This window comes from Vibrio sp. SCSIO 43133 (genome assembly GCF_023716845.1).
GTDB classification, from domain to species: domain Bacteria; phylum Pseudomonadota; class Gammaproteobacteria; order Enterobacterales; family Vibrionaceae; genus Vibrio; species Vibrio mediterranei.
In genome coordinates, this window is record NZ_CP068024.1 from 2,091,703 (window position 1) to 2,104,482 (window position 12,780).

Genomic DNA, 12,780 nt, shown 5'->3' on the forward strand with positions numbered 1-12,780 from the left:
TTTTAATCCTTAAGATTTAGAGCACCAGAATAGCAGCAATAGAGGCACTTCGGCATTTGTCTTAGATCAACTTTGATCGTGGTATGTGGAAATCCACTATATCGACAGCGAGTAACAATTCTGACAATACCAACAGGCTTTCATTAATCTTAGCAGGTGAGTTATGGATTCCACCAAACGTCGCTTTCTCAGCGCCATTACAGCTGGCGCTGCACTCATCCCTGTTGCAGGCGTTGGTACAGCTACCGCCAGTACAGTTATAAGGAACAATCAGGAACCCGACCGAAAAGGTCAAACTGGAAAACGATTTGCCATGGTTGTCGATCTTCGTAAATGCGTAGGGTGCCAAGCATGCACAGTCGGTTGCAGTATCGAAAATCAAACTCCTATTGGTCAGTTCCGAACCACGGTAAAACAGTATGAAGTCACTTTGGATGACGGTTCAACCGCTACCAAAGAAGTGAAATCCTTTATGCTGCCGCGCCTTTGCAACCATTGCGATAACCCGCCTTGCGTAGCAGTTTGCCCAGTTCAAGCTACTTTTCAACGTGAAGATGGCATCGTCATGGTAGATAACAGTCGTTGTGTTGCCTGTGCTTACTGCGTTCAAGCGTGTCCGTACGACGCGCGTTTTATCAATGAAGACACTTTGACTGCAGATAAATGTACCTTCTGTGCACATAGGCTGGAGCAAGGCTTACTACCTGCCTGTGTCGAGACTTGTGTTGGAGGTGCACGTGTCATTGGTGACCTGAATGATCCCCACAGCGAAGTTCGACGCTTAATGAGCGAGCATAGTGATGATATTAAGGTGTTAAAACCGGAAGAAGGAACCGATCCCCACGTGTTTTATATCGGCATGAATGAACGTTTTACTCAGCACATTGAAGGTCAACCCGCTATTTACGAACCACAAGGAGAGCAAGTATGAACATTACTGAAGTTCTAGTTCAACCTCAGACTATCGCATGGCTCCCGTGGGCGGTACAGTACTTTTTTTACATTGGCTCAGCCTATGCTGCAGCTATTTTGTTTTTGATTGCTCTCACGTTTCAATCTCACACCAGCCATCATTTGCGCGCTGCTTTAGCACTGACCTTGGCCATCGGTGCGATTGTTGGACCACTTGCCTTAACCGGAGATCTGCATCAACCAGGTAGAGCTTGGCACTTTTATGCACACTTCACACCTTGGTCTTGGATGTCTTTAGGTTCGATTTTTCTACCTCTATTTTCGTTATTGGCGATGGCGACAGCTTGGCTTTATCTTCGAAATGACCTAGTGGCGCTGCAACATCAGAACAATAAACTGCTTCGACTCTTTGCTAAGTTATCACTAGGTCAATGGACCACCAGCCGTAAACTAATGATGAGCGCAGCCATTACCACCGTGATTTCTGGTTTGACAATTGCTCTCTATACCGGCGCAGAGATAGCCGTTGTTCAGTCCCGTCCATTATGGAATCAACCTGCCTCACCACTCATTTGGTTCGTCACAGCTTTCTCAGCAGCAATTGGCTTCACTCTGCTAATTCTGCTCCTTATTCCCTCAAAACCGAAAGCACTGTCATTGGGAGATACCCGTCTAGTGAAACAGACTATGATATTGAGTAGCGTATTAGCCCTCATATTAATCCCTCTTTGGGCATCGAATAATTCCGCGTTTTCACTTTATGCCAACTCGCAGTGGGTTAATAAAATTGCACTGCTTACCGCTCTGCTTGTTGCCAACATACTGTTGTCACTCTTCTGCCTACGCGACAGCAAAACACATTTTTTCTATTTGCTTATCGTGTCCTTTATCTGCCTTGCCAGCGCATGGAGTGTTCGCTGGGTCACCATGATGGAAGTACAAACCATCGCGAAATTTGATATTGGTCCTTACCTTTATCACCTTCCTGTGGGCAGCAATGGCTTGCTCGGGATTATAGGTATGTTTGGCCTGTGGATTGCTCTTGCTTTACTTTGCTCTGAGCTTGTTCAGCCTAAACAGAACATCAACTCCACTACCCTAAACCAACACTGATTTAAGAGGATTTCACTATGGATAACAAACGTCGTCAGTTTCTGAAATCTGGCCTAGCTGTCGGTGGTCTGGGTGCTTTTTCAGCTGGCTATTCAACTACTACTAAGCATATGGTCGATGGAGTCGTTGAAGGCACTGCAGGACAGAAAACCCGTAATATTCACCATGGAAACTCACTCGAACCTGAATACAAAGTGACACCAACGGGCGACCTAATACCAAACCCGAACCAGCGCGTGGCACCTTCTATGTGTTTTGGATGTTGGACCTTATGTGGTTTACGTGTACGTATCGACAATCGCAATGACGAAATACTGCGTATTGCTGGTAACCCATACCATCCACTCTCTCACCAACAGCATATTCCATTCAATACGCCTGTTAAGGATGCTTATCTAGGCATGGCAGGCGAATCTGGCCTCGAAGGACGCTCTACAGCTTGTGCTCGCGGCAACGGCATGATGGAGATTCGCAATAGTCCCTATCGAATTACCCAGCCATTGAAACGTGTGGGCAAGCGAGGTGATGGGAAATGGCAACCCATCAGTTATGAGCAATTGATTCAAGAAGTCGTACACGGCGGAGACTTATTCGGTGAGGGGCATGTCGAAGGTCTCAAAGATATTCGAGATCTTGTAACTCCTGTCGATGCAGATAACCCAGAATATGGACCTAAAGCCAATCAACTTTTGATGACCAACGCTGGTAATGAAGGTAGAGATGACATCTTTAAACGATTTGCCTTCAACAGTTTTGGAACCAGAAACTTCGGCCATCACGGCTCATATTGCGGTTATGCGTTCCGAGCAGGCAGTGGTGCATTTATGAATGACCTAGACAAATTTGCCCATCTTAAACCTGACTTCGACAACGCTGAATACATCATTTTCATCGGCATGTCTCCCGCACAAGCTGGTAATCCGTTCAAACGTCAAGCACGCCAACTTGCTAAAGCACGAACAGAAGGCAAACTTACCTACACCATACTAACTCCGAGCTTGCCGGCAGGCTCTTCTAGTCTCGCTGCAGCTGATACCAACCATTGGCTACCTATCAAACCAGGGGCAGATTCCGCATTAGTGCTAGGAATGATTCAATGGATCATCAAAAACAGGCGCTACAATGAGAATTTCCTAAGCCAACCTGGTGTGAATGCCATGCATAACGCGGGTACCGCACATTGGTGTAACGCTACGCATTTGGTGATTAGTGACGAAAGTCATCCGCGCTATGGCACCTTTTTGCGCGCCTCCGATTTAAACCTACCATTCGAAGGTGAAGCGCTATCTGACAACGATTCTTATGTGATTATTGATGCGCAATCTGGGCAATTTGGCTTAAATACTCAAACGGGCTCAGCGGAATTATTTGTTGACCAAACCGTCGAGCTCTCTTCAGGCAAAGTTCGAGTTAAATCGTCTCTGCAGCGATTAAAAGAAGAAGCTTTTAAACATGATTTAAACTTCTACAGTAAACAGTGTGAAGTCCCCGTTAATGAAATCGCTGCTTTGGCTAAGAAATTCACAAGCTATGGCACTAAGGCGGTAGTGGATACACACGGCGGCAACATGCACACCAACGGGTTCTATAACGCGTTTACCATAATGATGCTCAATGCGCTCATAGGTAATATCAACATGAAAGGAGGCGCAATGGCGAAAGCTGGCGGCTATCCTACATCTGCTGCTGGCCCGCGTTATGACTTTACGAAGTTCCCTGGCAAAACTGCGCCAAAAGGCGTTTTCTTGTCACGCAGCAAATTTCCATATGAAAAGACCAATGAGTACAAACGTCGTGTTGCAGCTGGAGAATCCCCATACCCTACACGAGCACCGTGGTATCCGTTTGCAGCGCCTTTACTGACTGAGCACTTATCCGCTGCCATTGATGGTTACCCGTATCGCATTAAGGCATGGATTAACCATATGGCAAACCCTATTTACGGTGTACCAGGACTAAAGACATTATTAGAGGACAAGCTAAGAGATCCGAAGCAACTCGGATTAATTGTCTCTGTCGATGCCTTTATCAACGAAACCACTGCATTATCTGATTACATCGTACCTGATACTGTCACCTACGAAAGTTGGGGGATGGCAACACCTTGGCATGATGTTCCAGTAAAAACTGTAACTGCACGTTGGCCTATCGTCGAAGCTCGAACAGAAAAATCTGCCGACGGTCGCTCTGTCTGTTTAGAAAACTTCTTAATCGATGTCGCTAAAGAAATGGAATTAGGAGGTTTCGGTGAAAAAGCAATTCGAGATACCAATGGTCAATGGCATGGGATCCATTCTGCGGACGACTATTATTTGCGTTCAGCCGCTAACCTAGCTTATGTGAAAGGTGGAGTACCTGACGTCAGTGCAGAAGACATCGCCTGGTCAGGCTTAGAACGATTACTACCGAGTATGCAAAAGACATTAACACCAGAGGAAGTGAGTCGCGTCGCTTACATTTTCGCTCGAGGAGGACGATTTGAAAATGCTACCGAGGCTTATAAAGGCGAACAGATGAAGTACAAATGGTCTCGTCCGCTTGCTGTTTGGAACGAGCGTGTGGGCAGCTCAAGAAACACAATGACTGGTGAATACTACAGTGGCTGCCCTACATGGCACCCGCAGAAGCTAGCAGATGGTACACCATTAGAAGATCGCTATCCAAAAGACAAATGGCCATTTAGCTTAACAAACTTTAAATCCAATATTCATAGTGCGGTCTCCAACCTTTCACCAAGGTTAAACTCAATTAAAGGTATCAATCCGGTCTATATTCATCCAGATGATGCCAGCAACGCAGGAATTAAAACAGGTGATAAGTTTATCATCGAAACGCCCGGAGCGAGTACCACCGCCCTTGCGATGATTGTGCCAGGAATCCTTCAAGGCACACTTGGATTCGAGCATGGTTTTGGGCATACGGAATTAGGGCAACGAGCTCATTGGATTGGTGACAAGCAGCAACCTATCAAAAGTCGTCAAATGGATGGAGTAAATATCAATGACATCGGCTTAACAGACCCTACCCGAGAGGGTAAAGGCGTCATGCTGGATTGGGTTGTTGGCGCGGCTGCTCGCCAATCATTGCCCGCGAAGATTCGCAAAGCTTAATCTACCTCTACTAATTCTTCAGGGCTTCTTTCAATCTTGTAAGAAGCCTTTTTTGTTATCTTTATTTACGCTCAAATTACCAACAACTCAAACACATTAGAGTCAATATGACACATATTAATTATTGTCTTTTTGACAAAAACAAGGAAAGAAAAAACCATAAGTAACTGTAATAAAACAAAAGTACAACATGGCACAGATAATGAAATAGGTGAGATTAGTATTAAAAAAACAATATCCCAGTGAGGTAACTTATGACTGCTCAACATAATAAATTTAACTTCGACCACCTACTCACTTTCTCAAACATCGCATTAGTGGCCACCTTTATTGCCATGATCGTGAGTATTCTGGTGTCTTACCCTTATGCACACCTGTTTACGCTACCTCAACAAATCGCTGCGCACATTAGTACCATCGTCATCGCGGGCTTGCTGAAAGTGAGTTATGTTACGCGCTGTCTCGCTCAGTACAATTTAGGATTAGAAGTTCGCTAAGGAGACGAAAAGTTGGCGTTGAATACTTAGCGCCAACTTATTTACCCCAACACACCCGTTAACTTAAACATCCAACAGTCGACGTTGCGACTGATTAAGCCTCTTTGAGGTCTCCGCCGTTAACCACTTCTTCTGATCTTGCTGCTGAACCCCGTCTTTAGCGACATACAACCCATGCAATACACGGCGACGCGTACCTAGCGTATTGACCGTACCTCCGTGCCAGGTGTGGGCATTAAAAATCATAATACTGCCAGCAGGACACTCAAGGTAGACTTCATCTGGATGCGTTGCTTCGGTATCTTCTAAAACATCTTCTGGTAACTCTGGACGTAAATGAGTGCCCGGAATAATCCGAGGGGCGCCATTGTCTCTACAAAGATCATCAAGTGCCCAGATAGAATTCACTAAATGCACTTTGGGGAAGTCGGGCCTTGGTTTTTTCCAATCGCCATGCAGCGGTTGCAAGCCACCACCAGGGTGAGCCTCGCGGCCATTCAAGCTCGACAGTTTGAACTCGCCATTAAAGATATGCTCACAGGCATCAAGCACTAATGGATGACACCAGATTTTTTCCCAGACGGTGCCCTTATTAATCAAATTGGCAATTCGAGTCACCGTCTCTTCTTGGTGGTGCTCAATGGCTAAGTTATCTCCCTCTTTCTCTACAAGGTAGTCAAACTTTGCTCTGAGTTCTTGAAGCCACTCCGGGTCAATCACATCATGAATGATGGTGAAGCCATGAGTGTCTAAATCATCATATTGATGCGGTGTTAATCCCTCTAAAGAGTAGAGGCTAGTTATTGTAGATTCGTGACTCATTTTATTATCCTTCTCGGCTGACTTTTCCCCTATCAATCTACTGTTAAAGCCGTAATAATCCTGTAGGCAATATCTACGATAAACTGGATATTTGTAAGATCGTTTACTAAATGTGAAGCAACGCAAATAGACCAATTAAGCTTGTCGCGTATACTGGATTCTTATTTAGTTCCGCCTCCACCACCTAGAAGAATGTTATAAAGCATGTTAGATAGAACCTACCTCATCGAAGCCTTAGAACACTACGCAACGCATACGGAGCAAATCCACTCATTGCTGTTTGCAGGTAACCTACCAAGTCCACCGCCGCTTGCGTATCAAGTTCACTTTCCTCGTATTGAAATGGTGTTAATTGGTGAACTGGAAATGGACGTTGGTAATAGCATAGGAACAGATACGGAGGTCACTCTCAAACAAGGTGATGTTCTCTACTTACCAGCCGAAAGTTGGAATAAACCTAATTGGGATAAACCTGTGGTCACCATGTCAGTCCTTGTGGGTAAGCAAAGTTTTGGGATGAGTCTTTTGAGTTGGGATGGTGAAAAGTTCGATTCGGCAATAAAAGAGAACGTCGCAAGGCGCGGACCGAGAACAGGCTCCTTCATTCTTCAAGCCATTGAGGAATTATCATGGCACTCTCAAGATCAGAATACGTTGCACCTTTTGGCTAGCAGCCTCTTTAGTCATATCCATGACCTGATCCATAACCCACCCGAAACGCCGTCTAAGAGTAAGGCGTTGTTCGATGCAGTAAGAGATTACTTGGAGCAGAACTATCATGAGCCATTGACGCGAGAGTCAGTCGCTAAACATTTCTACGTCTCACCGAACTACCTGTCGCAACTTTTTAACAAAGAGGGAAAAGTGAAGTTCAATGAGTATTTAACGCATATTCGCTTAGAGAGGGCAAAGTACTTACTCAAACAGTATGACACCAAAGTGAAAGAGATTGCGCATCGCTGCGGATTCAACGACAGCAACTACTTCTGCCGAGTATTTAAACAGCAGACAGACCGCTCCCCTTCTGAATATCGGGCGCATTACCAAAGCGGAACGATAGAATAAAGCTAAACGCTTATAACAGTCCCTGCTGGGGCTACTTTAGCGCGCTCGATAGCGTTAATCGCCAGCTCTGGACTACGCAAAAAATCTGAAATCGACATCTTGATTAAGCGTGATTGCTCGAACCTCTCAGCCCCTTCAATGTTGATCTCTGAAATGATAAATGCGACGTCCGCGGCATCAATTGCTGCTTGCTCTAAGGAATTCTCAGCGCCTAATGCTCCCTGTGTCTCCACCTGGATTTTATAACCTGCTTTTTTGGCTGCTTTCTCCAGCAACTCCGCTGCCATATAGGTATGCGCAACGCCACTGATACAAGCCGTAACTCCAACTAACTTCATTATTACCCTAAGATCTTCCTATAGCAAAAAGCCTAGTGAGTATAATCTCACTAGGCATCCGTGTCTTTGTCTATCCTAGCTAAACTTGTTTTTAATCATGTTCATAATAGATCAAGAACCGTTTTGCCTTCACCGTAAGCGCCATGCCAATCACTCATAAAGCCAGCGACACCAGAATCGGTTAACGGATGAACAAGCAATTGGTCAAACACATCTGGTGCAATCGTAACGGATTGAACCCCTGCTTTTGCCACTTCATGGACTTGTTGAACGTTTTTAAATGAAGCAGCAAGTACTTTTGCATCTAGATTATAGACATCAATTAGGTGGGCCATTTCAGCCGCAACCAACGTGCCATCACCACAGATGTTGTCCAAGCGGTTCACATAAGGAGCAAGGAATTCAGCACCCGCCATAGCGGCCATCAATGCTTGCTGCGGAGTCAAAATCGCCGTTGCAGTAATTCGAATACCTTCAGCGCTGATCAGCTTCATCGCTTTAATACCTTGCGGTGTCACCGGCACTTTAATAATGATTTCAGGGTCAAGCTTACGCAGTGCCTTTGCTTCTTCCAGCATCACCTCTGCAGTGTCACCTACCACCTGAGCATGAAGCATACGCTCAGAGCCAATTAACTCACGAATATCCAAAATGATATCGCGCAGTGAACGGTTTTCTTTTGCGATGATCGTTGGATTGGTCGTCACACCCGCAATCGGATACAGGTCTACCGCTTTCTTAATCGCATCTAAATTGGCGGTATCTAACATATAAATCATGGTACATCTCCAATAACTTTCACTAGTCACGACGCCCTCTCATTTCGGTTCGTCGTTTACTTTTTTAATAACCAAATTCTTTTAAACACTGAGTAATGGCTTGTTTACTCTCAGTAAAGCGGATGCCCTGTGCCGCGAGCTTACTCGTGTCTAAACGAACATCACGCGTCTTAGGCGCATCGCATTGCACCAATATGTCCGGCAAACGCTGCTCTAATTTGAGTTCCGTCAGAATATGCTCGGCAATGTCATAACGACTCGCGTCATTGTGTGCGCCGGTATGATAGGTGCCATAAGGGATGTCAAAGATCTTAGGAAACTGCTCGATAAGCTCGTGCACATAGGTTAAACCTCGGAACTCATTACCACGTTCGTACATCACTCCCCCTTTGAATAAGGTTTGAATGGCATTCCAAACCACATTGGGATTGATCGTGGTGTTTCTTTCAGGCAACCCAAACAACCACGTGAACCTCAACACCCACATTTCTGGCAGAATGCTCGCTAACTCTCGCTCTGCTTCCAGTTTGTTCTGACCATAAACGGTGTCAGGAACCGGGATTGATTGTTCTGTGTAAGGACCCGCTTCAGAGTTACCATTGAAAACTTGCTCAGTAGATATGAATACTAGCTTCGCGCCAACTTGCTTACATGCTTTGGCGACATTGATTGCACCTTGGACATTCACTTTATGAGCAACTTCAGGATGCTCATTACAAAAATCCGTTACAGCAATAGCAGCAGCGTGAATCACGAAATCAGGCTGAAATTCGGTAAATATCTGGTTAACGGCTCTGTTATCAGTGATATCCAGTTGCGCAACGTCCGTCCCTTTAATCTCAAATTCACCTTGGTAACGATTTATAAATCGAGTACCAAAAAAACCACCCGCTCCTGTAATCAAAATTCGTTTCTTGCTCATGTCTAGCCTCCTATGACGACTTTATATCCATGCGCTTCGACATGGCGCTGAATCGCATCAATTTCTTGTTTTGTCGGTACTGGGATGTCTTTCATGGTGTAGTGCATCCCCAATGTGTCGTATTTATTTGAGCCAAATTGATGAAATGGCAATAAGTGGACCTCTTCAATATCGTAAGGAGCAATAAAGCCAAGTACCCTATCAACATTAATGAGATCGAGGGTGTAGCCTGGTATTAGCGGTAATCTGGGGATGACCTTGCAAGGTTTGGCCATTAACGTCTTAAAGCTTTCGAGTACCTTATCCAGATTAATGCCGATGATCTCCTTAGCTCTGACCTCATCCATCAATTTGAAATCAAACAGAATTTCATCGCAATATTGAGCCATATCGCTCAACTGCTTACTATTTCCATGTCCTGAGGTTTCAATCGCCGTTTTGTATCCCAGTCTTCTTAGCTGCTTTAGAAGTTCGATGCAAAATCTGCCATGCACCAGAATCTCACCACCAGACAAGGTGACGCCACCGCCTGATGTTTGATAGAACACATCATCTTTAGCAATTTCTTTTACCAGCTCTTCAATAGTGACGTCATAACCGACTTGTTCAAACGCACCACTTGGACACTCATCCGCGTCCTGCTCGCAAACATCACAGTGTAAGCACTTGGCTTCCCTGCGAATGTTTACCAAATCAATCGAACGTGACTCTGGGTTAGCACACCAAGGACATTTCAAAGGACAGCCTTTAAAAAAGACCACGGTACGAATACCTTCACCATCATTTAACGAGTATCGCTGGATGTTAAATACTCGCGCTTTGAGCTGGGGCGCACTAAACTCCCCAGATTCTGAACAACCTGTTTCGCTCGTTTGGCAATTACAGCTCATGAGCGGTTCTTCGGATAATGTCATCTTGAATTTCTTTCGATAGTTCCACGAAGAAAGCGCTATAGCCGGCTACTCTCACCACCAATCCTGCGTAATCTTCGGGCTTTTCTTGCGCCTTACGTAACGTGTCTGCATTCAATACATTGAACTGAATGTGTTGCAGCTTGAGCTTCATAAATGCTCGTAAGAAATCCCCTAATTTGGTAATGCCCTGCTCTCCCTCTAGGGTTGATGGCGTGAACTTCACATTGAGCAAGCTACCATTCGACAGTAAGTAGTTATCCAGCTTACTGACCGATTTCAGTACCGCAGTCGGGCCTTGCTGATCTTTGCCCAACATAGGAGATAGGCCACCATCAGCCAATTGCTCACCAGCCAATCTTCCATCTGGTGTCGCACCAACCACAGCACCAAGAGGAACATGAGCAGATACCGTGTATGACCCCGGAGTAAAATAGCCACCACGAGGGTTTTGGTAGGTTTCGACTTCTTTACAGAACAGTCTTAACAAGTCAGCACCCAACACATCCACTTCATCGATATCGTTGCCATATTTTTCGTAGCGGTTCATCAGACGAGCACGAACTCGTTCGCCCTCTTTACCTTCGAAATTAGATTCAAGAACCGCGATAAACTCCGCAAAGTTCATGCGATTTTCTTCAAATACAAAACGCTTTAACGCCATTAACGAATCAGAAAGGTTGGCAATCCCAATCCCTTGCACACCAGAGAAATTATAACGACCACCACCATAGGTAATGTCCTTCCCATTCTCGATACAGTCGCTAATGAACGAGGACAATAGTGGAACAGGAGCCCAGTCACGATGCCCCACATCACAGATGTTTGACCCTTCAACCATTAGCTGCACATACTGGCAAATGTCGGTGCGAATCTCAGCGAGTAATGTTTCAAAACTGACGTCTTGATTGCCCTTATTGCGCTTAAGTACCAATTCCATGACCTTAAGCAGGTTAAACATCGCTATGTCATGCAGCCCATAGGTTTTCCCCGGAATCGACAGCTCCACACAGCCCACGACAGAATAATCACGCGCATCTTCCAAAGAGACACCACGATTCAAAAACGCCGGCACCACCACTTCATCATTGAATATTTGCGGAATACCTGTGCCTAAACGAATGGTTTCTGCGGTTTTATTGAGAAACGCACGGTCAATGAATTCGTTTACTCGAACACCAAGGTTTGGCTGCGGTAGTTGCACGCTTTGGTACGCATCAAGACAGAGTGTTGACAACGTATTGACTGCGCTACGCCCATTTTCAGTCAGACCGCCGAGCAAGATGGTATAACCGGTTGGAAAGCCAGCAAAAAACTTAGCACTGCTGGATGAACGCAGTAGGACGATGTCGTTTGTTTTGACCCACAAACTCTCAAGCAGCTCTTGCAAAAACGCAGGAGATTCACCGTTGGCGATAGAGTCCTGATAAAACGGCATCATATATTGATCAAAACGCCCAAGAGATAGTGAACTCGCATTTGACTCATACTGAAGAATGATATTCATATACCAGAACAGCTGACACGCTTCATAAAAACCTTGCGGTTTTTGTGTGGCGACTTTGCCAGAGATACATGCAATACGAATTAACTCTGCCGCCCTAACGGGGCACTCGCACTCAGCGGCCATCTGTTTGGCTAACGCTTCGTAACGACGAATATGTCTAGTTGAGGCTTGCAGTAGAATCAGTACCGATTGATAAAACTCGTTGTCACTATTAACGGTTGCTAGCGTAGACATGTCATCGGTCAATGCACCTAATCCGTTTTCAAGTAAGCGATCAAAGTCGATAATGATGTGGCCTTGACCTTTATCGGTTTGGTTAACACTGAATACTTTCTCGGACACCGCTTGTTTGACGGTTTCAGGAATTTGAGCATTGATAAAGTCTTTCATAGAACGCTCGGACCAGTAACTCAGCAGCGTCTCTTTATAGACCACTTTATCTTCTTCAGAGATATAGAATTTATCCTGTGGGCGTGACTCAAAGATATCTAACTCTTTATCAATCCAATAAGGATCCATTTCTGGTGAGACAATACCAGCACGCGGCTTGATGGTGCGGTTTCCGGCAATCAGTTCATCATCACGAATCGATATCGCAACATTATCCAAAACGTGTGCTGTTGCCTTTGCTCGGCGGATAAGAGTATGTTCCCCTTCCGTCTGCTGATGGCTCTCGGTATACAGTAGCGCACGTTCTAGAGAGATTTCACGTTGAGCTTCAAACAGGGCGGACTTTAATCGAGTAATTCTTTCGGTGCTCACAATAGGCTCCATTATTATTGTCTATTGCCACTGATGGGCATT

At 45.2% G+C, this 12,780-nt stretch carries 11 protein-coding genes; 5 read left to right on the forward strand and 6 right to left on the reverse strand.

Translation table 11 applies throughout. From position 1 onward, the window contains the following. Window positions 1–163: 163 nt before the first annotated feature. The 4 genes from dsrO to JKJ11_RS09945 all read left to right on the forward strand — a co-directional run bounded on the left by dsrO (window position 164) and on the right by JKJ11_RS09945 (window position 5,632). The gene (gene dsrO / locus JKJ11_RS09930) at window positions 164–931 is read left to right on the forward strand and encodes a sulfate reduction electron transfer complex DsrMKJOP subunit DsrO (protein ID WP_252038097.1); all 768 of its coding nucleotides are present in this window, start codon (window positions 164–166) and stop codon (window positions 929–931) included. Further along, window positions 928–2,025 (forward strand): NrfD/PsrC family molybdoenzyme membrane anchor subunit, encoded by a 1,098-nt coding sequence (nrfD, locus tag JKJ11_RS09935; protein WP_252038098.1) that lies wholly within the window; start codon window positions 928–930, stop codon window positions 2,023–2,025. The genes dsrO and nrfD overlap by 4 nt, the downstream gene beginning before the upstream one ends. A 17-nt stretch (window positions 2,026–2,042) precedes the next feature. Continuing rightward, window positions 2,043–5,135 carry a tetrathionate reductase subunit A gene (locus JKJ11_RS09940; protein WP_252038099.1) on the forward strand — a complete coding sequence of 1,031 codons (3,093 nt, stop codon included), beginning with the start codon at window positions 2,043–2,045 and terminating at the stop codon, window positions 5,133–5,135. A 254-nt stretch (window positions 5,136–5,389) separates the two neighbouring features. Further along, complete coding sequence (locus JKJ11_RS09945; protein ID WP_038231183.1) at window positions 5,390–5,632, forward strand: hypothetical protein; 243 nt, start codon at window positions 5,390–5,392, stop codon at window positions 5,630–5,632. A gap of 63 nt (window positions 5,633–5,695) precedes the next feature. Here JKJ11_RS09945 and JKJ11_RS09950 read toward each other — a convergent pair whose 3' ends face one another. Continuing rightward, a complete protein-coding gene (locus JKJ11_RS09950) occupies window positions 5,696–6,454 on the reverse strand; it encodes a phytanoyl-CoA dioxygenase family protein (RefSeq protein WP_252038100.1) in 759 nt (252 codons plus the stop codon). A 204-nt stretch (window positions 6,455–6,658) separates the two neighbouring features. On the opposite strand from JKJ11_RS09950, the gene JKJ11_RS09955 reads away from it, so the two are divergent. Then, on the forward strand, window positions 6,659–7,519 hold the full coding sequence (locus JKJ11_RS09955) for a helix-turn-helix domain-containing protein (RefSeq protein WP_006071770.1): 861 nt from the start codon (window positions 6,659–6,661) through the stop codon (window positions 7,517–7,519). A gap of 2 nt (window positions 7,520–7,521) precedes the next feature. Here JKJ11_RS09955 and JKJ11_RS09960 read toward each other — a convergent pair whose 3' ends face one another. The 5 genes from JKJ11_RS09960 to JKJ11_RS09980 form a co-directional block, all read right to left on the reverse strand. Then, the gene (locus JKJ11_RS09960) at window positions 7,522–7,857 is read right to left on the reverse strand and encodes a PTS fructose transporter subunit IIB (RefSeq protein ID WP_006071772.1); all 336 of its coding nucleotides are present in this window, start codon (window positions 7,855–7,857) and stop codon (window positions 7,522–7,524) included. 101 nt (window positions 7,858–7,958) lie between these two features. Then, window positions 7,959–8,636 carry a fructose-6-phosphate aldolase gene (locus tag JKJ11_RS09965; RefSeq protein ID WP_006071774.1) on the reverse strand — a complete coding sequence of 226 codons (678 nt, stop codon included), beginning with the start codon at window positions 8,634–8,636 and terminating at the stop codon, window positions 7,959–7,961. A gap of 64 nt (window positions 8,637–8,700) precedes the next feature. After that, a complete protein-coding gene (locus tag JKJ11_RS09970; RefSeq protein ID WP_252038101.1) occupies window positions 8,701–9,558 on the reverse strand; it encodes an SDR family oxidoreductase in 858 nt (285 codons plus the stop codon). A 2-nt stretch (window positions 9,559–9,560) separates the two neighbouring features. Further along, window positions 9,561–10,472: a [formate-C-acetyltransferase]-activating enzyme gene (locus JKJ11_RS09975; protein WP_252038102.1), complete on the reverse strand. Its 912-nt coding sequence runs from the start codon at window positions 10,470–10,472 to the stop codon at window positions 9,561–9,563. Beyond that, a complete protein-coding gene (locus tag JKJ11_RS09980) occupies window positions 10,438–12,738 on the reverse strand; it encodes a formate C-acetyltransferase (protein ID WP_252038103.1) in 2,301 nt (766 codons plus the stop codon). Before JKJ11_RS09980 ends, JKJ11_RS09975 begins: the two co-directional genes overlap by 35 nt. Between the last annotated feature and the right edge of the window lie 42 nt (window positions 12,739–12,780).